This is a genomic window from Acinetobacter venetianus RAG-1 = CIP 110063 (assembly GCF_000368585.1).
GTDB classification, from domain to species: Bacteria; Pseudomonadota; Gammaproteobacteria; order Pseudomonadales; family Moraxellaceae; genus Acinetobacter; species Acinetobacter venetianus.
In genome coordinates this window covers 47221-74083 of record NZ_KB849557.1, presented here as the reverse complement: position 1 = coordinate 74083, position 26863 = coordinate 47221, and the positions used below count along the sequence as shown (strand labels likewise).

General features: G+C 40.4%; 23 protein-coding genes. 10 read left to right on the top strand and 13 right to left on the bottom strand.

Going from position 1 to position 26863, the window contains the following annotated elements; all coding sequences use genetic code 11:
• The 3 genes from F959_RS01870 to F959_RS01860 form a co-directional block, all read right to left on the bottom strand.
• Positions 1–804, bottom strand: coding sequence for an RIO2 family protein (locus tag F959_RS01870; RefSeq protein WP_004877027.1), 804 nt, complete (start codon positions 802–804; stop codon positions 1–3).
• A 46-nt stretch (positions 805–850) separates the two neighbouring features.
• Positions 851–1567, bottom strand: coding sequence for a phosphatase PAP2 family protein (locus F959_RS01865; protein ID WP_004877024.1), 717 nt, complete (start codon positions 1565–1567; stop codon positions 851–853).
• A 116-nt stretch (positions 1568–1683) separates the two neighbouring features.
• Positions 1684–2871, bottom strand: coding sequence for an ammonium transporter (locus F959_RS01860; RefSeq protein WP_004877022.1), 1188 nt, complete (start codon positions 2869–2871; stop codon positions 1684–1686).
• Positions 2872–3304: 433 nt separating this feature from the next.
• Here F959_RS01860 and F959_RS01855 point away from each other — a divergent pair, with 433 nt between their 5' ends.
• The 4 genes from F959_RS01855 to F959_RS01840 all read left to right on the top strand — a co-directional run bounded on the left by F959_RS01855 (position 3305) and on the right by F959_RS01840 (position 7848).
• Positions 3305–4999 (top strand): sensor domain-containing diguanylate cyclase, encoded by a 1695-nt coding sequence (locus F959_RS01855; protein ID WP_004877019.1) that lies wholly within the window; start codon positions 3305–3307, stop codon positions 4997–4999.
• A 107-nt stretch (positions 5000–5106) separates the two neighbouring features.
• Complete coding sequence (locus tag F959_RS01850) at positions 5107–6123, top strand: J domain-containing protein (RefSeq protein WP_004877017.1); 1017 nt, start codon at positions 5107–5109, stop codon at positions 6121–6123.
• A 140-nt stretch (positions 6124–6263) separates the two neighbouring features.
• Complete coding sequence (locus F959_RS01845; protein ID WP_004877016.1) at positions 6264–6635, top strand: endonuclease domain-containing protein; 372 nt, start codon at positions 6264–6266, stop codon at positions 6633–6635.
• A gap of 88 nt (positions 6636–6723) precedes the next feature.
• Complete coding sequence (locus F959_RS01840; RefSeq protein ID WP_004877015.1) at positions 6724–7848, top strand: hypothetical protein; 1125 nt, start codon at positions 6724–6726, stop codon at positions 7846–7848.
• A gap of 71 nt (positions 7849–7919) precedes the next feature.
• On the opposite strand, the gene F959_RS01835 is transcribed toward F959_RS01840, so the two are convergent.
• A complete protein-coding gene (locus F959_RS01835) occupies positions 7920–10820 on the bottom strand; it encodes a valine--tRNA ligase (protein WP_004877014.1) in 2901 nt (966 codons plus the stop codon).
• A 205-nt stretch (positions 10821–11025) separates the two neighbouring features.
• Between F959_RS01835 and F959_RS01830 the strand changes: the two genes are divergently transcribed.
• The 4 genes from F959_RS01830 (at position 11026) to F959_RS01815 (ending at position 14008) form a co-directional block, all read left to right on the top strand.
• Positions 11026–11706, top strand: a complete 681-nt coding sequence (locus F959_RS01830) for a hypothetical protein (protein WP_004877013.1) — start codon at positions 11026–11028, stop codon at positions 11704–11706.
• Between the two features lie 116 nt (positions 11707–11822).
• Complete coding sequence (locus F959_RS01825) at positions 11823–12485, top strand: hypothetical protein (RefSeq protein ID WP_004877012.1); 663 nt, start codon at positions 11823–11825, stop codon at positions 12483–12485.
• A 12-nt stretch (positions 12486–12497) separates the two neighbouring features.
• Entirely contained in the window at positions 12498–13304 is an 807-nt protein-coding gene (locus tag F959_RS01820) for an SDR family NAD(P)-dependent oxidoreductase (protein ID WP_004877011.1), read from the top strand.
• Positions 13301–14008 carry a Dph6-related ATP pyrophosphatase gene (locus F959_RS01815; protein WP_004877009.1) on the top strand — a complete coding sequence of 236 codons (708 nt, stop codon included), beginning with the start codon at positions 13301–13303 and terminating at the stop codon, positions 14006–14008. Before F959_RS01820 ends, F959_RS01815 begins: the two co-directional genes overlap by 4 nt.
• 39 nt (positions 14009–14047) lie before the next feature.
• Here F959_RS01815 and F959_RS01810 read toward each other — a convergent pair whose 3' ends face one another.
• The 8 genes from F959_RS01810 to sdsA form a co-directional block, all read right to left on the bottom strand.
• Positions 14048–14488 carry a YbjQ family protein gene (locus F959_RS01810; protein WP_004877007.1) on the bottom strand — a complete coding sequence of 147 codons (441 nt, stop codon included), beginning with the start codon at positions 14486–14488 and terminating at the stop codon, positions 14048–14050.
• 8 nt (positions 14489–14496) lie between these two features.
• Entirely contained in the window at positions 14497–14847 is a 351-nt protein-coding gene (locus tag F959_RS01805) for a YbjQ family protein (RefSeq protein WP_004877005.1), read from the bottom strand.
• Between the two features lie 108 nt (positions 14848–14955).
• Complete coding sequence (gene adeK / locus F959_RS01800; protein ID WP_004877003.1) at positions 14956–16416, bottom strand: multidrug efflux RND transporter AdeIJK outer membrane channel subunit AdeK; 1461 nt, start codon at positions 16414–16416, stop codon at positions 14956–14958.
• Positions 16417–16421: 5 nt separating this feature from the next.
• Positions 16422–19595, bottom strand: a complete 3174-nt coding sequence (gene adeJ, locus F959_RS01795; RefSeq protein WP_004877001.1) for a multidrug efflux RND transporter permease subunit AdeJ — start codon at positions 19593–19595, stop codon at positions 16422–16424.
• A gap of 12 nt (positions 19596–19607) precedes the next feature.
• Positions 19608–20867: an efflux RND transporter periplasmic adaptor subunit gene (locus tag F959_RS01790; RefSeq protein ID WP_004877000.1), complete on the bottom strand. Its 1260-nt coding sequence runs from the start codon at positions 20865–20867 to the stop codon at positions 19608–19610.
• Positions 20854–21504 (bottom strand): phosphatase PAP2 family protein, encoded by a 651-nt coding sequence (locus F959_RS01785; RefSeq protein WP_004876998.1) that lies wholly within the window; start codon positions 21502–21504, stop codon positions 20854–20856. The genes F959_RS01790 and F959_RS01785 overlap by 14 nt, the downstream gene beginning before the upstream one ends.
• 153 nt (positions 21505–21657) lie before the next feature.
• On the bottom strand, positions 21658–23712 hold the full coding sequence (locus F959_RS01780) for a site-specific recombinase (RefSeq protein ID WP_004876996.1): 2055 nt from the start codon (positions 23710–23712) through the stop codon (positions 21658–21660).
• Positions 23713–23728: 16 nt separating this feature from the next.
• Entirely contained in the window at positions 23729–24706 is a 978-nt protein-coding gene (gene sdsA / locus F959_RS01775; RefSeq protein WP_004876994.1) for an All-trans-nonaprenyl-diphosphate synthase, read from the bottom strand.
• A gap of 448 nt (positions 24707–25154) precedes the next feature.
• Here sdsA and rplU point away from each other — a divergent pair, with 448 nt between their 5' ends.
• Together rplU and rpmA are read left to right on the top strand one after the other, a co-directional pair.
• The gene (gene rplU, locus F959_RS01770) at positions 25155–25466 is read left to right on the top strand and encodes a 50S ribosomal protein L21 (protein WP_004652230.1); all 312 of its coding nucleotides are present in this window, start codon (positions 25155–25157) and stop codon (positions 25464–25466) included.
• Between the two features lie 18 nt (positions 25467–25484).
• Positions 25485–25739, top strand: a complete 255-nt coding sequence (gene rpmA / locus F959_RS01765) for a 50S ribosomal protein L27 (protein WP_004640422.1) — start codon at positions 25485–25487, stop codon at positions 25737–25739.
• Between the two features lie 67 nt (positions 25740–25806).
• Here the strand turns inward: rpmA and F959_RS01760 are convergent, their stop codons facing one another.
• Positions 25807–26676, bottom strand: a complete 870-nt coding sequence (locus F959_RS01760; RefSeq protein WP_004876990.1) for a pirin family protein — start codon at positions 26674–26676, stop codon at positions 25807–25809.
• Between the last annotated feature and the right edge of the window lie 187 nt (positions 26677–26863).

Genomic DNA, 26863 nt, shown 5'->3' with positions numbered 1-26863 from the left:
TCATTTAACTTCGCCATGTTCTCTTAAATAGCGTAAAAACAGCACGCATTTTTGGATGCGTTTGCCATCATTGCCAACACGACTGACATTTAAACGTAAAACCCAATTTAAGCGCTTACCCACTTTGCAAATGTCTTTATAGACTTGCGGCTCTGCGAGTAATGCTCGATATAGAATTTGACTGGCTTCAGAAAGCTGTTCAAACTCGAAGTGATAAGCAGTAGAGAAAATATACAACAACCAATCTCGAACATAGCAATCATGTAGGCTTAGCACAGATGCTGGATCTGTTTCAAAATCAATAAAACTAAAATGAGTATCTTTGTCTACCAGAATGTTGCGAGCAAAAGCTTCACTTAAATATCCACCTTGCAAATGTACATGCTGGATGGCTTGAATCGCTTGAGTAAACAAGTTTAATTTGCCTGCAATATCATCTTTGCAACGTGCCAAGGATTGGTCTAATTGCTTTACCTTGCTTTGACGTTGCGAACCAAGATCTTCTAAGAGTATGCCTTTTTTGGAAAGCGCTAGAACATTTGGGGTTGACACTCCCAATGCTTTGAGCTGTTGGATACGATTGTATTCACATTGAATCGCTGCCGAACCACCTTGATTCGGAACAGGCATGATTGCACCCAAGTTAAAAATTTTGGCCAACCATTTTAGAGGCGTGTATAACCACAAACCATGACGTTCAGACGCTTTCTTTAACCACACTTTCCCAGAGTCTAAGGTGTACGCTTTAATTGATTCTTGCTGAGTAACTAAAGCGGTTTCTAGAAATTCTTGAAAGTCATCCATTCGCAACAAACTATACCTAAGTGATTATAACCGTTCCATTAGGAGGTCACTTTACCACATCAAGCTTAGATTGAGGTATGGAAATGGTCGTACTATTTGCAAGATGGCGTTTGTAGGTGATTGCATAAACAACAAAGTTAATTGCAAGGCAGATCCATCCCGTCCAAAGATTATGACTTAAGAAATGCGCACCACGCATCATTTGTGCCCATCCCATTGCAAAGCCTAAAATGACACTTGCAAATAAGTAAAACCATGCACGACCTTTTTGATCAAGTCGATAAACAAAATAGCCTGTAATGAGTGCAAAGCCAGTACTTGCATGCCCACCTGGGAAACAATGGCCTGCGGTAGCTGAAAAATCCCATACAAATCCTGTCGCAGTTTCATGTGTCATTGCCCAAGGGCAGGCGTGAGCCGAATGCGCTTTCATAAAGCCAACGATACAAGTACATAGCATGCTGACCCAAAACATATAGCCATATTGCCAACGTTTCGCTTTGAATTTTTCGACTTTAAAAGACAGTGCCCATAAAATAAAAAAGGTCACATACACAACGGTAATGATCTGTTTTACATAGCTATGATTTAGCTTTGCCAAATACCAATCACCTTTGAGTGCAAAGTCTCCAAATGTACCGACCCACGGTTGGATGAGATATAAGTCAATTGATCCACCCACAGGAAAAACCCAGAGTAAAATGAAAAAACTGAGTAGCAGAAGAAAACTCATCTGTATAAAAAAAGGTGTTTTCAGGTGCATAGGCGGCACAATTCAAATGAAGACAATATATTTTTTATTAAACTGTTCTAATCTTAAGCATCTCTTAAATAAGCATAAAAAAAGCGGCTTTTTAGCCGCTTTAACTTACTGAAAAATTAGAACATCGACTCTTCGGAGTTGGCTGAAATTTTATGAATAGAAAGGTCAGCACCACGATATTCATCCTCTTGAGAAAGACGGATACCTAAAGTTGCTTTCAAGATGCCATACACCACAAAGCCACCGACAAGTGCGATCGCAATTCCTAAACCTGTACCTATGATTTGAGACATAAGCGAAACCCCACCTAAACCTCCAAGCATTTCTTGACCAAAAATACCCGCAGCGATACCACCAAATGCACCACATACGCCATGTAATGGCCATACACCTAGTACATCATCCACTTTTAATTTATTTTGTGTATAAGTGAATAGGTAAACAAATAGTGCACCCGCAACGCCACCAATCAATAATGCACCAATTGGATGCACAATATCTGAGCCTGCGCAGATTGCAACTAAGCCAGCCAATGGACCATTGTGTAAGAAACCAGGGTCATTTTTGCCCATAAAGTTCGCTGCTAAAGTACCGCCGACCATTGCCATTAAAGAGTTGATTGCCACCAATCCCGAAATCGCTTCTACACGTTGCGCACTCATCACATTAAAGCCAAACCAACCTACAATCAGAATCCATGAACCTAAAGCGAGAAATGGAATTGATGAGGGTGGATGCGCGCTGACGCGACCATCTTTCTTATAACGACCATGACGAGCACCGAGTAAAATCACGGCTGCTAAAGCAATCCATCCACCCATTGCATGTACAACGACAGAACCAGCAAAGTCATGGAAACTTGCGCCGAATGTACTTTCTAACCATGTTTGTACACCATAGTTACCGTTCCAGATCATGCCTTCATAGAATGGATAAATCAGTGCAACTAACAGCAAGGTTGCGATAGCTTGTGGGCGCATTTTCGCGCGTTCAGCAATACCTCCCGAAACAATAGCAGGGATCGCAGCAGCAAATGTCAGTAAGAAGAAGCAGCGCATCAAGTTATAGCCATGATCTTCTGCAAGGACAGCCCCCATATGGAAAAAGTTTTGTCCGTATGCAATCCAATAACCCACAAAGAAGTATGCGATTGCTGAAATCGCAAAGTCTGTGAGGATTTTACTTAGAGCATTGACTTGGTTTTTATGGCGTACTGTGCCAAGTTCCAAGAATGCAAATCCAGCATGCATTGCCAATACCAGTACTGCACCGAGCAGTAAGAAAAATAAATCTACGTTTTGCATAGTGGTGCTCAAAAAAAGTGCTAAATCTAGTCTTGGTGTAAATGTTTGATTCGTTTTTTGCACCAAAATAGATTTAGTAAATCTAAAAACTCAAGTTATACGAGTACAACTCAATTTAATGGGAATTATTATGCAAAAAACGCACCAATTTAGAATTTAATTGTGAGTTTTGGTGAAAAGTGGTGCATTTTGCTTAAAAATAGCACAGCTTTATGGATATTGTAGAGCTAAAAAAGAAAACGGTCGTTATCCTTGTCTGAACCTTGATAAGAATGCCATTTTTTTGTGGCAAGGATAGTACTAGAACCAAAGTCTATTTCTATCGGAATGATTGAATTTTCAAGGCTATTAGGTATTTAAGCTTAATAATTAATAAAGGATATCTGATATATTGCGAACCTTAAAAAGCAGTTTGCTTTAAGGTGAAAATGATATGTTTCGTATAGATTCCTTTCGTAATCGACTCCTGATTTTATTTGCAGGGATGTCTTTTATCTTAGGACTCTGTATTACCTTATACATAGGTAAGACTGCCTCGGTTCAAATGAGCAAAAGTAGTGGGCAAACCTTATATATTGCGGCAAAAAGTATCAGCAATACCTTGGCAAACTCCCTCACAGAACGTGAACGGGAGATGGTGCTATTAAGTCAGTCGCCGTTTTTTGCTGAAGCCGATTTTCAAAATCCAAGAGTGCAACAACAACTCGATCAAGTTAAAACATCTTATAAATATTATGCTTGGATTGGGATTGCTGATCCTGACGGACAAGTTGCCGTTGCTGCTGATCATCTCTTACAAGGCGCGGATGTATCGGAACGCCCGTGGTTCATTCATGGTTCCAAGCAAGTCTATTTGGGCGATGTGCATAAAGCGGTTTTACTGGCGAAGAAAATTAAAGCTATTAACCCCAATGAACCAATGCGTTTCATTGATTTTGCCACTCCCATTTATGATCCGTATACCAAGAAACTCAAAGGGGTATTGGCGGCGCATGCCGACTGGAGTTGGGCAAGTCATGTATTGAGCAGTTCACTGTCTGAAAATGCTGCACAACGTGGCATTGAAGTCTTTATTGTGAATCAGCAGGGTGAAATTCTGTATCCGTTTAAGAGTATCGGACAAGTACAACCTCCTGTTTCTAAAAAACATAAAGCCAATTATTTTGTAGATAATTGGAGCGAAGATCAACAATATTTAACCACTGACGTGCCTGTGCTTTCACAGACCCAGATGAATTTAGGTTGGCATGTCATTATTCGTCAGCCGATGTCGATTGCCTTAGCTGAAGTGAAATCACTGCAACATAAAATCTTGGCGATCGGCTTTATCTTGTCGCTGTTATTGTTATTGATGACCTATAAATTAGCGAATCGTTTTAGTCGTCCAATTGAAACTTTGGCGCAGTCAGCCCATGCAGTCGAAAAGGGGCAAGAAGATATTCGCTTTGCAACCCAGACCAGTATTCGCGAAATAAAAGGTTTGTCACATTCTTTACAAAGTATGACTGATACCTTGCTCACTCAAAAGCATCAACTGCTGGATGCCAATGCCACACTGGAACAGAAAGTGGCTGAACGCACACATGAGTTACAAGTAGCCAATGTCGAATTGGCGCACATTGCTCGTTACGATGCTTTGACTGGCTTGCATAATCGTCGTGCTTTTAATGATTATTTGAGCTATTTATTTACCCAAATGTCACGTACTGAACAGACCTATGCAGTACTGTTGATGGATATCGACTTTTTCAAAAAGGTGAATGATAGCTTTGGGCATGAGGTGGGCGATCAAGTGTTGCAACGTGTAGCTGAGATTTTACCGACGACGCTACGTATTACTGACTTTGTGGCGCGTTTGGGGGGTGAGGAATTTATTGCATTATTGCCTGCAACAACGCTTGAGGGGGCGATGCACTTGGCGGAGAAAATCCGTAGCGCGATTGAACAAGAATCCATTATCGACAATCATCCCGTCAGTCTTAGTATTGGGGTCAGTCTGGCTCAGGTGGATGATGCGGATATGAACGATGCTATTCGCCGTGCCGACCAGTGCTTATATCGGGCGAAACAGCAGGGGCGTAATCGGGTAATTTCTTTAATTACTGATGCTACGGATTGTCTTGCTTAGTTGTTCCTTTGCTTTTTCAGATCGATTTGCCTAGCTGTTCAAAGGCCTGAGTGCTACTTTTGGCCTTTGATTATTGCTACACTTTTTCTTTTTCAGGTAGATGTGTGATGTCCTTTGATCTTAAAGTCAGCATGCAGCAAGGGGCAGAACAGTCTCCACAGCAGAAAAAACTGAATCGCCTGATTGATAAAATTGAACAGCAAAAAATCAGCCTTGCTATATGGCAAAATGCCCAAGACGAAATTCAGCAACATACACGGCAAAAACTTCTACCTATTTATAGTGAACTCCATGCTGTTCTATTTCAGCAGTTGCAACAGCTTTGGGATATGTTACACAGTCATGAATTTTCCAAAGCAGATATGCAGCAGTTGGATGAAAGCATTGCCCAACGTGCGCGCATGTTGAAACATTCCAAAATGCTCTCCAACGAACAGCAGCAACAAGTCGATCAGATTGATACTTTTTATCAGCAACATGCACAGCAGTCCGCCAAGAAAAGCAAAAAAGTGCAGCAAGTAAAAGTCGATCAGCTTGAACGTGATGAGCAAATAACATCGTATGAAGATGACTTTGAACAACATGCAGCCGAGCAGCAACTAGCACGAGAACACGCTAAACAGCAAAGACAGCAGCAGAAACGGGAACAAGCGGAGCAGATGGCAGCCCAGTCACTGAAAACGGTGTATTTAAAAATTGCCGCGATGATTCATCCTGACCGTGAGCAAGACGAGAGCAAGAAAGCAGAAAAAACCGAGTTGTTCCAGCAGGCAAGTCAGGCTTATGAGCAGCAGGATTTGTTTTATTTACTCAAACTCCAATTACAGCTTGAACAGAATAAATGTGTAGGGGCGAAAGCGTTATCTGCGGAGCAAGTAAAGTTTTATCGACTGGCTTTGGATGCTCAAAGTCAGCAGTTGGAAAGCCAAATAGATGAGATTTTAGATTCTTTTCAGTTGGCGAAAAAAGTTAAAGCCGAGCATGTACATATTGGGGATGTGTATAAAGCCATAGATGTGGATTGTGATGAGTTAAAGCAGCAGTTGAAGTGGGAAAAGGAACGTTTAAAGTATATGAAAAAGGTGAGTGGGATAGAGATGTTGTTGGGGCATGGAGTTTTATAGGTTTCCCTCACCCCCTTGCGAAGCAATACTTCTCATCCCATAGGGAGAGGGAGTCACAAGTGATTATATACTTGCATAAAATTTATAATGAACGTTCCCTCTCCTTTTAGGAGAGGGCTAGGGAGAGGTAATAATAAAAAATGAAACTAGACCCACAATTATTAGAATTCGCCAAAACCATGCGGACTAATGCCACCGATGCAGAACACCTGATATGGCAATTACTCCGTGCTAAACGATTTATGAATCTCAAATTTCGCAGACAGCATGTGATTGCGCCGTATATTGTGGATTTTTATTGCCATGAATTGGGTTTAGTGATTGAGTTGGATGGTAGTCAACATAATACAGATGATGGTCGAGCTTATGATTTTGAGCGAACGAAGTTTTTAGAAGCTTTGGGTTTGAAAGTGGTGAGGTATTGGAATAATGATGTGTTTACTAATACTGAATTGGTTTTAGAGGATTTGAGGATACTATGCTTGGAGCTGAAGAACAAAAGCTCCTCCTGATAATCATCTCTCATTAAAAATATAGAAGATGTAAGAATATAAAGTAGATATATTTAAAATTTAAAATAGAATTTATTTGGAGTAAAAATTGAAGATCTTTTTTGTTGCAAAATTACATTTATTAGATTGGTTTTTTCATATACACGAAGATGGTGTTGAATTTTTATCAGATTTAAATGTACGACTAGTCTTATTAAAAAGTGATGAGGGAGAAGGGGTAGTATGCAAAGCATATTATGAAGCAGAAGTTGATGATGAATCCTATAATTTTATAGATACATTAATTTATAATAATAAATATATAACCCTTGAAGATGCACCAATAACTGTTCCTTTTAAGAATTTTGCCAAAGTAGAAATTATTGACTCAAATGGATTTTTGAAAGATGGATTTTCCGTCTATAGAAATCATCTACCTAAAAAAATAGAAAACTTATATATGGATATCGAAGAATTATTAAGAAATACAATTCACCGTTTTGTAAGTGGTATAGTTTGGTTTCAGGGAATCGAAAATCAAATTTCTTTTTTAGATCAGATTTCCTTTTATTGGAAAACAAGAAAAGAAGCTAAAGAATTCCACTTAATGCCTTTGAGTAGCCACCAATTTGACTTGGGGATGAAGAAGGGGCTCTATTGGAACAGCGAATATGCTCTAAAGTATAAGGCATTTTTTAATAGCTCTTTTCATGTTCCTCTTGGTCATGAATTATTACGAGAAGCTAAGAATACATTAGAAACAAGTCCCAAGAGTGCTTTGATGTTATTAACGTCTGGATTGGAAGTAGCAGTAAAGCAACATATAGGAAAGATAGCTCCTCAAACTGATTGGATACTACATAATCTTCCTAGTCCACCCATCCATAAGATATTAAAAGATTATATTGTTATCTTACATAATTCGCAGTTAGAAGTTGAACAATGGAAAAGTTTGGCAGACTTATTTAAAAAAGTTCAAAAATTAATAGAGGTCAGAAATGAAATTGCACATAAGGGAAAATTGAAAGATGGCGAAAAACTTACGAAAACTGATATAGAACAATACTTTCCAATAGTAACTAATGTTTTATACATTTTAGATGTATTAGCTGGTGAAGAATGGGCAAAAAATCATATTTCTAATAAGTATTTAAAATTATTGGGGTGGGAAAAAGAAGACAGTAAATATGATGAAAGAGATAATATTAGCCTAAGAGTAATATGGAACTCTTAAAATAAATTGAAGATAAAAAGGGCTGATTATTCAGCCCTTTATACAACAGATCAGATTAAATATGCAACACCTTAAAGCGCAGCAATCTGCTCCATATTCGCTTTAATCTTCACTAACTGATCAGCAAACTCAGCCAATTTCACTTTTTCACCTTCAACCACAGCCGCAGGTGCTTTTGCCACAAAACCTTCATTGCCAAGTTTAGTTGCAATTTGGTCATGCTGCTTTTGCACTTTGTCTAAGTCTTTTTGCAGGCGACCCAATTCTGCTTTAGGATCAATCAAGCCTTTCATCGGAACGAATACAGACACATGTCCAACCACAGAAGATGAAGACAATGGCGGTTGTTCAGCATCAGCTAAGAACGTAATGCTTTCCACTTTTGCTAATGCTTTAAACAACGCTTCAATACGCGTGATCTGTGCTTTTTCAGCTTCAGTGGTGTTTTGAAGCAATACAGGTAATAAACGTGCATTCCCTAAGCCCATTTCACCACGGATGTTACGTACTGCACCAATCAAACCTTGTAACCATTGCATGTCTGCTTCAGCTTGCTCATTAATTTTCTCTTGAGCAGGCACAGGGTATGCCGCAGTCATAATGGTTTCACCTTGAATACCGAGCATTGGCGCAAGTGTTTGCCAAATTTCTTCAGTCAAGTACGGCATAATTGGGTGAGCTAAACGTAAAGACGCTTCCATTACTGCCAATAACACACGACGAACTTCTGCTTTACGCTCTTCAGACACTTCAGCATCGTTTAATACTGGCTTGGTCAATTCGACATACCAGTCGCAGTATTCATTCCAGATGAAGTCATAAATCGCTTGTGCAGCCAAGTCTAAACGGTAAGTTGCAAACGCTTGTTGAACCGCAGCTTCCGCTTTTTGTAAACGGCTGATAATCCACTGTTCAGGCAATTCCCAAAGATCAGGACGCGCAGTTTGACCGACAGTTTGACCTTCAACATTCATCAATACGAAACGGGTTGCGTTCCAAATCTTGTTACAGAAGTTACGGTAACCTTCAACACGCTTCATGTCGAACTTGATGTCACGACCCGTGTTGGCAAGCGCACAGAAAGTGAAACGCACAGCATCTGTACCGTAAGCTTGAATACCCTCAGGGAATTCTTTACGGGTCGATTTTTCAATCTTCGCGGCTTGTTTCGGGTTCATCAAACCTGTAGTACGCTTTTGTACTAAGGTTTCAAGGTCTACACCGTCAATCAGGTCTAATGGGTCAAGTACGTTACCCTTAGATTTAGACATCTTCTGACCTTCACCATCACGCACTAAACCATGTACATACACAGTTTTGAACGGAACTTGTGGCGTGCCATCTTCATTCTTCATGAAGTGCATGGTCATCATGATCATGCGCGCTACCCAGAAGAAGATAATGTCAAAACCTGTTACCAACACATCTGTTGGGTGGAAGGTATTCAGGAAATAGTTTTCCGCATCTTTAGCTTTGTCGCCCGTCCAACCTAAAGTAGAGAAGGTCCACAGTGCAGATGAGAACCATGTATCGAGTACGTCTTCATCTTGACTCAATGCAACATCAGCAGGGATGTTGTTGTTAGCACGGACTTCAGCTTCGTCACGACCAACGAAGACATTACCTTCGGCATCGTACCAAGCTGGAATACGGTGACCCCACCAAAGCTGACGTGAAATACACCAGTCTTGAATATTGTTCATCCATGCCATGTACATGTTGCTGTACTGCTCAGGAACGAATTTGATGTCACCATCTTTTACCGCTTTAATAGCTGGCTCAGCAAGTGGTGCAATTTTCACATACCATTGATCTGTCAATAATGGCTCAACAATCACACCAGAACGGTCACCGCGTGGTGGCTTCAAGGTGTATGGTTGAATTTGATCTAACCAGCCTTCCGCTTCTGCTTGTTCAACTAATTTTTTACGTGCAGCAAAACGCTCTAAACCAATATAGTCTGATGGTGCAGCGATGGTTTTAGAAATTTGTTCGCCAGCTTTGGCGATGTATTCAAACTCAGCCAATACTTCCGCATTTTTATTGAAGATATTGATGATTGGCAATTCACAACGCTTACCCACTTCATAGTCATTGAAGTCGTGCGCAGGGGTGATTTTTACACAGCCCGTACCAAACTCTTTATCGACATATTCGTCTTTAACAATTGGAACAGCACGGCCTGTAATTGGTAAAATAATGTTCTGACCGACAAGGTGCGTATAACGTTCATCATCGAGCGCCACTGCAACGGCTGTATCGCCCAGTAATGTTTCAGGACGTGTGGTTGCCACCACGATGTGATCTTTACCATCGTGTGTGCGGAGTGATTTATCTTCAAAGAAATATTTGAAGTGCCACAATGAACCTGCTTCTTCTTTATCTGACTCAACTTCAAGGTCAGAAAGCGCAGTTTGCAGTTTCGGGTCCCAGTTTACGAGGCGTTTACCACGGTAAATCAAACCATCTTCGTGTAGCTTAACGAAAACTTCTTTTACCGCATTGGATAAACCTTCATCCATAGTAAAGCGTTCACGAGACCAGTCCACAGAAGAACCTAAGCGACGGATTTGACGAGTAATCGTACCGCCAGATTGTTCTTTCCATTCCCAAATTTTTTCAATGAACTTTTCACGACCCATGTCATGACGGCTAATGTTTTGTGCACCAAGCTGACGTTCTACAACCATCTGCGTTGCAATACCTGCGTGGTCAGTCCCTGGTTGCCATAAGGTATTTTTGCCAGACATACGATTATAGCGGGTGAGGGCATCCATGATGGCATTGTTAAAACCATGCCCCATGTGCAAACTACCCGTGACGTTTGGCGGTGGAATCATAATACAAAATGAATCACCTTGACCTGATGGCTTAAAGTAGCCTTTGTCTTCCCAGATTTGATACCACTTTTTTTCGATCTCAGTTGGATCGTAGGTTGTTGCAATATTTTGAGCAGATTGAGCGTCGGTCATAATATAGAAGATTAAAAATGAATAAAAAATTGGATCTATTGTAGCAAAAATTCTATCAATTTTTTCATCTAAAAAACCCGACGAAATGCGTTGGTTTTTTATGTGAAAAAAGCTAAATTTATGTCTATTGGATCACATATTTAATAAATGTAGATGCATAAAACAACAAAATAAAAATGCGAAAATTAAAAAAAGGATGCTTCTTATGAGTTATTCAATTCTATTGAAAATTAATGAAGTGACACATGGACAGTTTGAGACGATTCGCCAACAGTTGAATTCAGGGACTCAAGAAAGCCAGTCACGCATTTTGGGTGAAGTACTATCAGAAATTGCCTGTGATATCGTGGAGCAAGTATTTTCAGTGCTGTTGATTCAAAATCGCCAACCAACCTACCTCACACAAAAGAGTGCCGCTGAATCCGAAAAAGTGATTCAGCAGATTATTGGCGCGGTTCGAAAATATATGCCGTGGTCGATTGCATTATTTGGCAATGAACGGTTATGTCCTTTTGTGAATTATTTTTCAGATATGATCAAATATCACGATGAACAAGTGTATGTGTCATATCCAATTGATCGAAACTTAGTTCAACAGGCTCATGCATTGGTCAATAAGTTAAAAAACAATGAGATTCAAGATATGGTGGATGTGTTCCAAACGTTGATTGAAATTGTTGATCTTGGAGTGACAAGTCTTATCCGTGAGCCTAAAAAATGTTTGAATTTCAATAAAGTGGTCGATAAGACTTTAAATGGTGTGATTAATATGACCGCGCATTTGAGCTATAAGCGTTTAGAGAAAATGGGCAATCAGGTGGATTCAAATGCAGCGACTGATTGTGTGAATCATTTTTTGGCATTTATGCATGTTGATACTGAATAGAATATGTTAAATTCGGGGTGCAGAAAGCCAAAAATGATACAAAAACAGATTGATGGATAAAAAGGGGCTGATAAAAAAGCCTCTTTTTTATGGATCTAAAAATTAGGGTTAAGAAAATGAACACCGCCGTTTTTTTGAATATTCATGCGAATACATACGCAAGATTTGCGCATATTCGAACGCAGTTAATGCAAGGAAGTAAAGATAGTCAGGCCAATGCTTTGGGGAGTGTATTGTCTGAAATGGCTTGTGAGGTCATCGAACAAGTTTTTATCGTGCTATTACAAGAAAATCAGCACTATTCACAAACGGGTGAATCTGAAAAAGTGATTCAGCAAATCTTAGAAGCAGTGCGTAAATATATGCCGTGGTCAGTCTCATTTTTCAGTAATGATCGTTTAGTGCCATTGGTGGAATATCTGTCTAAGACACTGCAAATTGAAGATGAAACTATTTACATGACTTATCCGATTGATCAGAAATTGGCTCAAAGGGTAGAAACATCAAGTCAAAAGCTAGCTGCTGGTGATCAACAAGAAATCTCAAATGCATTACGACTGTTAACAGAAGTGATTGATGTGGGTGTGACACACTTAATTCGTGAACCTAAAAAATGTTTAAAGTTCAATTTTGTGGTAGATAAAACTTTAAATGGCGTGATTACGATGACGACCCATTTAGGATATAAGCGTTTAGAGAAATTAGGCACTCAACTCGATCATCAAGTTGCATCAACTTATATTGATTATTTCCTTAAGTTTATGCGTCATCAAGCATAGAGGGAACAGGTTATGGCAAAGCTAAAAAGTCTTGAAAACAAAGTGGTATGGATCACAGGAGCATCTTCAGGTTTGGGTAAAGCCTTGGCGCGTGAATGTGCCTTGCAAGGTGCACAAGTTGTACTGACATCTCGCCGTTATGATGAGTTAGAAGCGGTACGGGTTGGATTACTCAAGCCAGAACAGCATCTTTCGATTGCTGCCGACATTACCGATGAAGCTCAAGTCCGCCATGCACATGAGCAAGTTTTAGCATGTAAAGGCCGTGTGGATTGGTTGATTAATAATGCTGGTTTGAGTCAGCGTGCATTGATTCAAGACACGACCATGCAAACTGAACGTGCCATCATGGAAGTTGATTATTTCTCACAAGTTTTCTTTACTAAAACAGTTTTGCCAACTTTTCTTAAACAAAAAATTGGTCGAGTAGTCTTTGTTTCAAGTGTAGCAGGACTATTGGGTACTCAATATCGTGCAAGTTATTCTGCTGCAAAGGCAGCGATTCATATGTGGGCGAATAGTTTACGCGCTGAGGTTGCCAAAGACGGTGTTGAGGTTTCTGTGGTTTTCCCTGGTTTTGTGAAAACCAATGTTTCTTTTAATGCCTTAAATGGTGAGGGGAAGCCGCAAGGTCATCAAGATGAAGCAATTGAAAATGGTTTAGATGCAGGTGTATTTGCTGAACGTGTAGTTGAATCGTTGATGGCAGGCGAGGAATATATTGTTGTTGGTGGGAAAAAGGAACAACTCGGTGTTTTAGTCTCTCGCTTATCGCCAAGCTTGTTGTATAAAATGATTCGTAAAACACGAGTTAAATGATAGTGAACATCCGTAAGAAAGCCGTTTTTAATTGGAGCGGTGGTAAAGATTCTGCTTTAGCACTACATACTGTATTAGAGCAAAATGAGTTTGAAGTTGTTGCTTTACTAACAACAGTGAATGAAGAAACAGAATTATCATCAATGCATGCGATCCCGCATGCATTGCTTGAGAAGCAAGCCGAAAGTATTGGTATCCCACTTTATCCTGTATTTCTTCCAAAAAATCTTCCTGCTTATGAACAACACATGTTAGACGCGGCTAATCATTTTAAAGCCCTAGGCGTTGAGCACTTTATATTTGGTGATATTTACCTGAGCGATGTACGCAAATATCGAGAAGATCGTCTACATCCTCTAGGCATTGAAGTCGTTGAACCAATCTGGAATTTAAATTCGGCAGAAGTGATGCAAAGCTTTTTGGATTCGGGAATTAAAACCAAGATCATCGTAACGGATGCTAGTAAATTAGATGCGTCTTTTATTGGACAAGATATTAATGCTGCACTCATTGCAAGAATGCCGAGTGACGTCGATGTCTGTGGTGAAAATGGTGAATACCACACTTTTGCTTATTCAGGTGCTTTATTTAAAAAGCCTGTCGAGTTTGAAATTATTGAGACGCGAAAAATGTCTTATGATTTTAAACTTGATAATGGGGAAGAGAAAACCTACTACTATTGGCAAGCAATTTTTGGCGACTAGCGTTTTGTCCTGTTATTTTCGAGATGACAGGACAAATTTTTAATGATGATTGACGATCGCTGTTCCATAAGCAAATACTTCGACCATACCGCCTTGCATGCCTAACTCTGTGGTACTCATCCGAACACCCATAATATGATTTGCACCTATTCGATCTGCTTCCTGCTTGAGGCGAAGCATCGTTTCACGACGTGCGCGTTCAACCACACTCTCATAACTGGTCAGGCGACCACCGAAAAAGTTTTGAATATTGGCAAGAATATATTTAAAGTAATCGTGAGAAATAACGACGTTGCTACTAACCATTTGCCCATGCGCTATGGTTTGCTCAAAGCGATTGGTATCAACTCGAATATGTGCAAACTGCTTTTCTTTTTCATCCAATTCACGGAGATGTTTTTGTTCGATATGACGACCAAAACCCCAACCCACCGAAAAAAGAATTAGAAACAGGGCAATCTGAAAAATTAATCCATCCATATGTTTACCTACGCACCAAATGGATCGGGGAGTTTAGGTGTAACAGGCTGAACGACAACTGCTGTTCCATAAACAAAAAGTTCAGATGCGCCCTGCGCAATATTTGAGGTAGAGAAACGAATCCCTACGATCGCATTTGCACCTAAAGCACGTGCTTTATCAATCATTCGTTGGGTTGCTTCTTGGCGAGACTCTTCCAGTAGTTCGGTATAGCCAGTGAGTTCACCACCAACAATATTTTTAAGGCCTGCCATGAGATCACGACCAACGTGTTTACTACGAACGGTACTGCCGTAAACCACATCAAATTGACGCAAAATTTCATGTCCAGGAACGGACTCTAAACTACTTAATAACATTGTATTTTCTAATCATTAAAACGTCGTATTGAAGATAAGAAATATTCGCAATTGTTGCAATAAAAAAAGCTCACCGAAGTGAGCTTTTTTGTGCGCAAAAGTTGATAGTTATTTTGCGTAATGCTTTTCTGAACTAGATGGTTGGTGCGCTACAGTTTCACTGCTTGTCGCTTTCACACCGCCACCAAGTGTTTTGTATAGTTCAACTTGGTTGTTCAAGTCTGCTTGTTGTAATAACAATAGACCTTGTTCAGCTGAGTAAGCAGAACGTTGAGCATCCAATACGGTTAAATAACTATCAATACCTGCACGGAAACGCGCATTTGATAATTTATAGGTTGTATTGGTTGCATCAACTAAACGGCGTTGGGCGGTCAAACGATCACCGATGTTTGCGCGTGTAGCTAAAGCATCGTTCACTTCGCGGAACGCTGATTGAACTGACTTCTCATAATTCGCTAATGCAATCTTCTGATCTGTCTCAGAGATTTTTACATTCGCGCGGCGAGTGCCCCAATCAAAGATTGGCATATTGATGCTTGGTCCAATAGACCATAAACCATTTGCTGATTTAAACAAATCACTCAGGTCAGTTGATGCATAGCCTGCTGAACCAGTAAGGCTAATAGTTGGGAATAACTGAGCTTTAGCAGCACCGATATTCGCACCAGCCGCACTTAACTGATATTCAGCAACTTTGACATCAGGACGGTTGTTTAACAAATCACTTGGTAAGCCCGCCGTTAACACACCTTTTTGTGTGATACGAGCAACTTGTTGGCTCGGCAATAAGTTGTTTGGAACTGATTGACCAACCAATAAATTCAACAAGTTTTGAGCTTGAGCGATTTGTGTTTTGTAATTTGCAACATCATTACGTGCAGTTTCAACTGAAATCTGTGCCTGACGAACAGGGATTTCACTATCAATACCCACATCGAAACGTTTTTTGTTTAAGTTAAACGAGTCTAATTGAGCTTTTAAAGTTTGATCTGCCAGTTTAAGTTGTGCACTGGCAAATGAATAATTTAACCAAGCTTGAGTAACTTGACCAATTAGACTGATTTGCGTTGCATCACGCGAACTTTGAGTAGCTAAGTAGTTGTCTAATGCTGCATCTTTTAAGCTGCGAACACGACCCCAAAAATCTAACTCATAAGAAGTTAAGCCTAAGCCCACTTGGTAAGTTGAGTAAGGATTATTTGGGTTGCTGCTCGGCGATACTTGACGAACCGCGCTACCACTTGCACCAATCGTCGGCAACTGATTGTTTTCCGAGATTTGGTATTGTTGTTGCGCTTTTTGAATATTCAACGCTGCAGTACGCAAATCACGGTTGTTGGCAAGCGCCATATCAATCACTTGTAGCAGGCGAGGGTCAGCAAAGAAATCTTTGTAACCTTGTTCTGCGATTGATGTTCCAGAAGCATTACTATACGACGCATAGCCTTCAGGAATATCTGTGTTCACAACAGGCTCTGGCCCGCGCATGCTTTGGCAGGCAGCCAAAGAAAGCGCGAGTGCAGAAATTGCGATGCCACGACTAGAAATAGACCATACAGTTTGCATCACGATTAATGCTCCTGAGTATTTAAAGTTTTAGGTTTGTACTTAAAGATACTACGAATCCACACGAAGAACACAGGGATGAAGAAGATACCTAAAAGTGTTGAAGAAATTACACCACCAAGTACACCATAACCAACTGAGTGTTGGCTACCAGCACCAGCACCGCTTGCAAGAGCTAATGGTAATACACCGAAACCAAATGCAAGTGTTGTCATGATAATTGGACGTAAACGCATTTTTGCAGCATGTAACGTTGCTTCAAACAGGTCTTCACCTTTTTCTTGCAACTCTTTTGCAAATTCTACGATCAAAATCGCATTTTTCGCAGACAAACCAATTACCGCAACAATCGCGACTTGGAAGTAGATGTTAAAGGATAAGTTTGGATCGCCTTTAATCACCATGCCTAACCATGTCAACGTAAACGCACCGATGATACCCAATGGAACAACAAGCAATACTGATACAGGGATAGACCAGCTTTCATATAACGCAGAAAGACATAGGAATACAATCAATAATGAAAGAATCAATAAAGGAACTGTCTGGTTACCAGAATCACGTTCTTCTAAAGATAAACCTGTCCATTCGTAGTCAAAACCTTGTAAGCCCATTGACGGTAACTTGCCAATAATTTCTTCCATCGCAAGCATTGCATCACCCGAACTGACGCCTGGAGCTGGAGTACCTTGGATGTTAACAGATGATACACCGTTATAACGCTCTAAACGAGGTGAACCATAAGTCCATTCACCTTTTGCAAAGGCAGAGAATGGAACCATTTCACCTTTGTTATTACGCACATACCACTTGTTCAAGTCTTCAGGCATCATGCGAGTATCCGCTTCACCTTGGACGTAAACTTTCTTCACACGACCACGATCAACGAAGTCATTGATGTATGAACCACCCCAAGCCATGCTCATCGTACTGTTAATATCAGCGATACTGATACCCATAGCACCTGCTTGCGCTTGATCAATCGTAATTTGATACTGAGGCGTATCTTCCTGACCGTTAGGACGCACACCAGCAAGACGTTTGTCTTGAGCTGCCATACCTAAGATCGCATTACGTGCAGCAACAAGTTTATCGTGACCTTGACCACTGACATCTTTTAACTGAATATCGAAACCAGACGAAACACCGAGTTCAGGCATCGCAGGTAACTGCAACGGCATAATGTACGATGCATCCTTCACGATCATATTCAACGCCATACCACGTTGAATGATGGCACCAATTTGTGATTCAGGTGTCGTACGCTCACCCCAGTCTTTCAATTTAATGAAGGCTAGACCCGCATTTTGACCGACCCCAGTGAATGAGAAACCAGATACCGTAAAGATAGAATCTACGTTATCTTTTTCTTTATTCATGAAGTAATCAGTCATTGTCGTGATCACTTTATCTGTACGTTCAAGGCTGGCACTTGGTGGTAATTGCACCAGTGTCATGACTACGCCTTGGTCTTCTTCTGGTAAGAACGAAGACGGCAGCATTTTGTAAAGACCAACTAACGCAGCAATCACAGCAATATAAATAACCCCAGAGAAAAGCTTATGGTGTGTCATACGATTGACACCACCTTGGTATTTCACAGAAAGTTTATCAAAGCTGCGGTTAAACCAACGGAAGAAACGTGCAAAGATATTGTTGCTTTCTTGCTTGTTTGGATCGTGTTGTTTTAACAATGTAGCGCATAGGGCAGGGGTAAAGGTTAATGCAACGATCAAAGAAAGAATCATCGCTGTAACCAAAGTGATCGAGAACTGACGGTAAATTACCCCAGTTGTTCCACTGAAGAACGCCATTGGTACGAATACAGCGGTTAATACGCTGGTAATACCAACCAAGGCACCCGAGATCTGGCTCATTGATTTTTCAGTTGCAGGTACAGGTTCAAGATGTTCTTCTTGCATAACCCGCTCTACGTTCTCTACAACGACAATCGCATCATCGACGAGGAGACCGATTGCTAATACCATCGCGAACATGGTTAATGTGTTGATCGAGAAGCCGAACATGTTAATAACGGCAAATGTACCTAACACTACTACTGGAACGGCAAGTGTAGGAATAATCGTCGCACGCCAGTTCTGTAAGAATAGGAACATGACGATAAATACTAAAACAACTGCTTCAATTAATGTATGTACAACACTTTCAATCGATAAACGAATAAACGGTGTTGTGTCATACGCAAGTTTGTCTTTTAAGCCACTTGGATAGTTATGGCGCAATTCTGATAAACGTTTTTCTACAGCTGCAGCTGTATCCAATGCATTGGCACCAGTTGCAAGTTTAATTGCTACACCACCAGCAGGACTACCATTGAATTTAGAATCGAACTGATAGTTATCAGAACCTAACTCAACACGAGCAACATCACCCAAAAGAACCTGCGCACCAGTCGAAGTATTCTTGAGGAAGATTTTTCTAAACTGTTCAGGTGTTTGCAGCATACTTTGTGCATTTACAGTTGCGTTCAGTACTTGTCCTTTAGTTGAAGGCGCACCGCCTAACTGACCTACAGCAACTTGAGAGTTCTGCGCGCGAATTGCAGCTGCAACATCACTTGGAGTGAGGTTGAAACTTGTTAATTTCGCTGGATCTAACCAAATACGCATCGCATAAGAGCCACCAAAGACTTGGATCTCACCAACACCCGCAACACGACTGAGTGGCTCAGAAATATTTGAGTTCACATAGTCTTTAATATCTGATGCTGATAAGCTTCCATCTGGTGAGTAAAAGGCAACAACCTGCATAAAGCTTGCACCAGATTTAGTTACTCGGACGCCTTGGCGTTGTACGTCTTCGGGTAAAAGTGCTGTCGCAGATTGTAATTTATTTTGAACCTGAACCTGTGCGATATCTGGATCGATACCTTGTTCGAAGTTCAAGTTAATCGATGCTTGACCATTACCCGCACTGTTAGAAGAAATGTAACGTAAACCATCTAAACCATTCATTTGTTGTTCGATGATTTGAGTTACTGTGTTTTCAACAGTTTTAGCAGATGCCCCAGGATAAGTCGCAGAAATGGTTACCGTGGGGGGAGCAATCGTCGGATATTGAGCAACTGGCATTTTTGTTAGCGTGAGAATCCCCGCCAGCATAATCACCAGTGCAATCACCCATGCAAAAATTGGGCGATGAATAAAAAATTGAGCCATGCAATCTACCCCTTAAGCTTGTGCAGTTGCTTTTTGTTCAGCTTTTGGTGCGTCGGCCTGTTTTTTCTGTTCGGCTGCTTGTGGTGCAGCACCTTGAGCTTGAGGCGCATTTGCTTGTGGTTGGTAAGGCTTAGTTGAAACCTCTTGACCTTCTTTCACCTTAGCAACACCATCTACGACGACTTTATCGCCAGCTTTTAGACCTTCAGTCACGATCCAATCTTGACCTTTAACACCAACAGTTGTAATTGGACGAGTCTCAATAACCCCTTTAGCATTTACAACCATTGCAATCGCTTGACCTGTAGGCAAACGAGTAACCGCTGCTTGAGGAACCAAATAAGCATTTGGCAAAATTCCCTGAGAAATTTTGGCAGTTGCATACATACCTGGTAATAGCAAATGGTTCGGGTTTGAGAACACAGCACGTAATGTCACTGTTCCAGTATCGGGATTTACACTTGCGCCAGAGAATGCTAACTGACCTTCAATCGGATAGTCAGAACCATCTTCAAGTGTGATTTTTACGCGTGTATTACCACTGCTATCCAAGCTACCTTTGCTCATTTGCTGACGAAGGCGTAGTAACTCAGCGCTTGATTGGTTGATATCAACATAGATTGGATCAAGTTGTTGAATCGTCACCAATGGATCAGCCTGATTCGCTGTCACTAACGCACCAGAGGTTACGGAAGAACGGCTAGACTGACCTGAAATTGGTGCACGTACAGTAGAGTAACCCAAATTAATTTCAGCATTTTTTAGTGCTGCTTGAGCCGCTGCAACATCTGCTTCCGCTAATTTCACTTGAGCATTAATGTCATCATATTCTTGTTTAGAAACAGCATTTGTTCCAACAAGTTGACTATAACGACCTTCTTTTACACGTAAAGCATTTAAGTTTGCTTGTTGGCGTAACAGAGCCGCTCGAGCATTATCAGCCGTTGCACGATTGGTATTTGCGTCGATTTGATAAAGCGCTTGACCTGCTTGAACGTAACTACCTTCAGCAAATAAACGTTTTAAAATCACACCACCAGTCTGTGGACGAACTTCAGAGATTTGATATGCAGCCGTTCGTCCTGAAAGTTCTACACTTTGTTCTACGCTTTGTGGTTGAGCAACAATGACACCAACTTCTGGAGGCGGCATTTTTTGAGCAGCAGCTGCTTGCTGTGCATCTTTAGGATCTTTGCTACAACCAACAAGCGCGATGCTTGTTGCTAATGCGCAAGCAGTGAGGGCAGGTGCCCAAAGCTTAGCCGACATCATTATTCCACCTCAATTTAGATTTTTTATCTAAAAACAAATTGTTGCTGAAATTGCTTTGATACAGCCAAAACCAAAGCAACGAAGTCCAAATTAACCCAATTCCCCAACCTGCAAGTACATCGGTTGGATAGTGAACCCCTGCATAAACTCTAGATAACCCCATGAAAATAAACCATAAAGTAGATACTAAAATGACGCTTTTGCGGTACTTATGCTCTCTAAATAGCAACATAGATAAACTCGCAAGGGTTGCAGCATATAGGCTATGGGCACTTGGGAAGGATGCTCCATAACTTTGAACCAAATGATAAAATTCCAAAGGTCTTGGCCGATCAATGCCCCATTTCAGAAGCCAACCAATCACAATACTTCCACTTACACTCAAAGCAAGAAAAGTCACTTTTTTATAATCTTTAATCCGAATGTGGTAGACACAAAAAAACACAGTTAAAAATAGTAAAAAAGGCATTCCGCCTAGTCTAGAAAGCAGAACTGCTACATTGTTAAGCGCAAATGAGCGATGTTCAAATAAAGTTTGAACACTCAATAGATCAAAAGCTGATGCGTTGGAATAAAGCAGTCCAAACACACCGAATCCTAAAAAAATGCAACCAATACAAAGTAGTAGGTGCGGCATGCGAACCTCATTTTTTTGCTTAACCATTGTTCAGGGTTGTATAGTGTTTGAAAGTGTACTTGCGAGTACACTTTTGGTCAAGTCTTGAAATTTTATGATAATTTCATTTTCAGATTTTTTTAAGGTTCAGTAAAAAAACATAACAAAATTTGATTAGTGTCTCACTTTCTGTTCCGCTGAATTTTCATCATCAACTTCAATTGGTTGTTTCGGTGGCCAGAAAAAATCACTTGGTCGAGTCAGGAAGTGTGTAAGTACTAATTTCGCTAATGGTTTCCATTGCGCAAAACGAACACGACGTGCACGTAGAGCAACAATAATCGTGAGTGTAAAACTGACAAACAAGTTAGTTAAGCCAATCAGCATAACGCCTAAAAATGACACAAGGATTAAACCAATATCTGGTGAGCCGCTAATCGTCATTAGACCTTGAATAAAGTTTGCTGAAGCAAAGGCGATATGACGGATATCTAAGGGTAGACCTAAAATAAATCCGATGGTGCCAATACTGCCGAGCATGATGCCGAATAGAAAGTTACCAGCAAGCGCACCTAAGTTCGTTTCAATATAGTTTGCAAACTTGTCTAGGCGTTGTTCTCCCATCCAGCGTTTTAAGCGACGATGTTGTTTTAAACGAGGGCCAACTTTGCGATATACGGCGAGGTTATCAAAATAACCTGCGATTAAACCCGATAAGAATAAACACACCCCAGCGATAGCGGCGTGAGGTACAGCCAAAGAGGTGAATGGATTTAATGAATGTAGGGTTTTCGCTGCTTTAGTGGTGGAGAGCAGTGGTTCGTGTAAATTGTATTGCCAGAGAAATGTGATCAGCGCCGCCACAGGGATTGCAATCGAAATATTGCCTAAAATCGCTACGAACTGGGTACGAATAATATTAATAATCAGTGCCGCAAGTTCTGCGATCTGGGCATTTTTACTGCCTTTCTGCTGTTGTACCGTAGCAGCAAGAGCGGCTGCGGTCATCGCAGGTTGTTTAGTCGCAACAGTAAAATGAAGTACATGGATCAGCATGAAGCCTAAGCCATAGTTCATACTATATAAGAAAGCTTGCATAAAAGGCGCAAGAACAAAACGTGCAGTGAGAATTTTCAGCGTTGCCATCAGCGCAATAATCGCACCAGCTCCAGCGGCAGCTTTGTACATTCCCCAGAAACCAGATTTGTCCGTACTTACATAGTGTTCACCAGTTTTACTTGCATTTTCAGTTACCTGTAAAGCAATCAGTTCACTGGTTGAACTTAATAGGTATCGAACACTTTTTTCATCATAATGTGCTTGTGTTAAATCTGTGATCAATTCGCCAAGAGAGGTATAACGTATCTCATTTTTACTGGCTAGCAAGCTAATTAATAACTCAATGCGATCTAATGCTTGTTCAAGCAAAGATAGCAAATATGTCAAACTGATACTGACACCGATACGTTTAGTCGCACGACGAATTTTTAGTACTACATCACGGCATTGATCAAGCATAACAAAAGCTTGAGATGCGTCTGGTGGGGGGAGTACAACGACAGCATCTTGATCATCAACAATTTTTTTATACTTTTCTATAAACTCAACAATTTCTCGGTTTTGAACCAAGAACGGGGATTCATATTCAATAATGTCTGGTTGTGCATTAATAAATTCAGGATATAAACCAATACCGCTAATACGATAGGATAGAACGGTAATCGCTTTAATCAGTTCATTCTTTGAGATTTGCTTTTCTTTGGTGTTGCTTTGGCTTTCACTAATTAAGCTAAATAAACTAATCCAATCTTGTTTCTCGATCAAGATCAGCCAATCACTATCGGTTTCCTGGTGGAAAACTTTTCCAACCAATGTTTTGAGTTGTTGGCCATCTTCAACTAATGGAAGGAAGTGCGCACCCAAACGCTGGCTTAACTGATTCCAAAAACCATCTAAAGATAAAATACCGCTGTCGGCATATAAACTAATTTGCTTATATTGACTGATCAACTTGAGTAAAAAGTTTTGCAGCAAGATTGCAGATGTTGGTGTGAGTAACAATGTTTTAATCAACGAATGAATACGTTGTTTAACTTCTTCTGCATCATTAGGATTTTTTGGTCGTAAACGATTGACCAATTCAATCATTAGGTTTTCATCAAGAACAGCTTGAGGTTGGTCAAGCTGTTCCTGCATTTTTAAAAAGAGATCAGTTAAATTAAAATGCATAGGCACTCATAAAAAATTATTGTAAACGGTGTAAGGCCATTAAGGTCAGATTGATGAGTGCTTGGCGATAATCATTATCTGGTAAAGCTTTTAAAGCTTCTAAAGCGGCATCCGTTTCTTGCTGGGCACGTTTTTGACAATAATCCAAAGCGCCCGAGTTATGCACAATTTCAATGACTTTATCTAAATGCTCGATTCCGCCTGTTGCGATACTGCGACGAATAATTGCATGATCATCGCCAGTTGAATGAGCTAATGCTGAAATTAATGGTAAAGTTGGTTTTCCTTCCATTAAATCATCACCGATATTTTTACCTAATGTTTCTGCATCAGAGGTGTAGTCTAAAATATCATCAATGATTTGAAAGGCATTACCAAAGTGACCAGCAAAACGGCGCAATGGTTCACGATATTCTTCTGTACCTGCCAAAATTGCTGCGCCTTCAGTCGCAAGTTCAAAAAGACGTGAAGTTTTCCCGTGAATAATTCTTAAATACGTCTCTTCGGTTGTTTCGGGTTGATGCTGAGACTGCAACTGTAAAACTTCACCTTCTGCAATTTCACAAGTACCTGTTGAGAAATCTTTTAATAAGGTAATGTTGTTTAAGTCGACCAATAAATCAAAAGAGCGCGCAATCAGGAAATCTCCGACTAAAACCGCTGTTTGATTATTCCACGTTGCATTGGCAGTAGGACGGCCACGACGGAGGTTGGATTCGTCTACAACATCATCATGTACCAAGGTTGCAGTATGCAGCATTTCAATAATTGCAGCCAAATGTTGCGCGTGCTGCATATTCGCTAAACCACAAGCTCGTGCTGCAAGTAAGCACATAATTGGGCGCATCCGTTTTCCGCCAGCTTCAACAACATGTTTGCTGACAGACATCACCAAACCGACTTTAGAGCTAATCCCTTCATTGATCAGGTAATCCATCGCAGCAAAATCTGTCGCAACAGGGGAGAGAATGTCTTGCTTAAAATCGATAACCATATGAAGGAAAACCTCGTACAGGTGAGTAATGGCGCTAAGTGTATCAATTAATCTTTTGCTAAACAGTTATACAGGCTGTGTAATCCATCATTTAAAACATGATGATGAGTTTTTTGGTGTTAATTTAGGCAGAAAAATGGTTTTCGCACATAACCTCAATACTCTACTTTTGACTTAGTTCAAACACAGTTTGTTCTTGTCGCAATTTGTTTTTAAAAATGTATTGTAAATCACGGAAAGAATCAATCAAAACAACGTATCTGCAATCTAATTGATTTTATTAAAAAATCTAAACAATATTCAGATATTTGAGCATTTGTGCAAAATGACTTGTTGTTTGATCAAATTTCACTTAAAATTTGTCCCCTTGTATAACCCCAGTGGCGTTCGTCTTAAGATCGATATGTCCCTTTATCGGCACGACGACACGGGCAAGTTGGAGTACATTATGTACGCAGTAATCCAAAGCGGTGGTAAACAGCACCGTGTTGTTGAGGGTGAAACCCTTAAAGTAGAATTATTGAAAGCTGAAACTGGCGCGACTATTACGTTTGATGACGTATTAATGGTTGTTAACGGTGACAACATTCAAATCGGTGCTCCAGTTGTAGCTGGCGCAAAAGTAACTGCAGAAGTAGTTGGCCATGGTCGTCACGACAAAATCCGCATCATCAAAATGCGTCGTCGTAAACACTACCGTAAGCAACAAGGTCACCGTCAATGGTTTACCGAGTTGAAAATTACTGGTATCGCAGGCTAACACGAGGAGTAAATAGACATGGCAACTAAAAAAGCCGGTGGATCGACTAAGAACGGTCGTGATTCGAATCCTAAGATGTTAGGTGTTAAAGTTTACGGTGGTCAAACTGTAACTGCTGGTAACATCATCGTTCGTCAACGTGGTACAGAATTCCACGCTGGTGCAAATGTTGGTATGGGTCGTGACCATACTTTATTTGCTACTGCTGACGGCGTAGTAAAATTTGAAGTGAAAGGTCAATTTGGCCGTCGCTATGTAACTGTTGAAGCTTAAGTTTTAATAGTTCAAGAAAACCCGCTTTTAGCGGGTTTTTTTATATCTCAAATTTTGAGCCATTTGTTTAGTTAGAAGCTTTCCCAAAAGTACCATTTTTTAAGTCTTCATAGGCTTGTAGAATTTCTTCATAGCTATTCATTACGAAAAAGCCATGTCCATTGATTGGTTCTTGTAATGGTGGTGCGGATAAAAATAATAAATCACAATGTTCTAAGGCCTTGATGGCAACATCGTTATCGAAGCTCGACATGACTGCCAAAGCTTGTTCTTCTAGAATTTCTTCATCTTTTGCGAATTGGAGCTTGCCTTTACGCAAATAAATAAGGATGGTGTCTCCATGTGATGCTGGCAAGGTGAGGTGTTGGTCTTTATTGAGATGAACATCTAAGACATTCATCGGACTGAATGTTTTTGCAATTCCCAATGTATTCTGAAATTGTCCAGCCACAATACGAACATAACCTGCATCTTGATCCAGTTGTACTTTAGGGATGGTATTGCTTAACAAGCTTTGATAGCGGGGTGACGACATTTTATCTTTCGCAGGCAAATTAACCCATAATTGCACCATTTCAAAGTATCCACCTTGCTCACGGAATGCAGGACTAAAATGCTCTATATGCTGAATGCCAGAAGCTGCTGTCATCCATTGAACATCACCTTGAGCGATGATGCCGCCTTGACCTGTTGAGTCTTGATGTTCTAGTTCACCAGCAAAAACAAAAGTCACCGTTTCAAAACCACGATGTGGATGCTCATTGACGCCTTTTTTAGTACTTTTCGGTGCTAAGCGTCCAGGCCCTAGATGATCCAATAATAAAAAGGGTGAAGTTGTATTGCCTAATTCATGATATGAAAACACCGAGAGAGCAGGGTAAAAATCCCCAATTGCAAAATACGTGTCATTCCGCTGAATAAAGGCAAGACTTTTCATAATTTATGGCTGTTGTTGTATTTGATGGTATTTAGACTAACAAAATGTAGTGTTTCGTCTAGTTGATTCTTTAGATATTATTTTATTTGAAGGCTTTATATGGATCATTTAGCGTAGTCTAATTCAGGTTTTGATCGTAATTTTTATCATTACAATTCCTACATAAAGGCTGCAACTTCATACATAA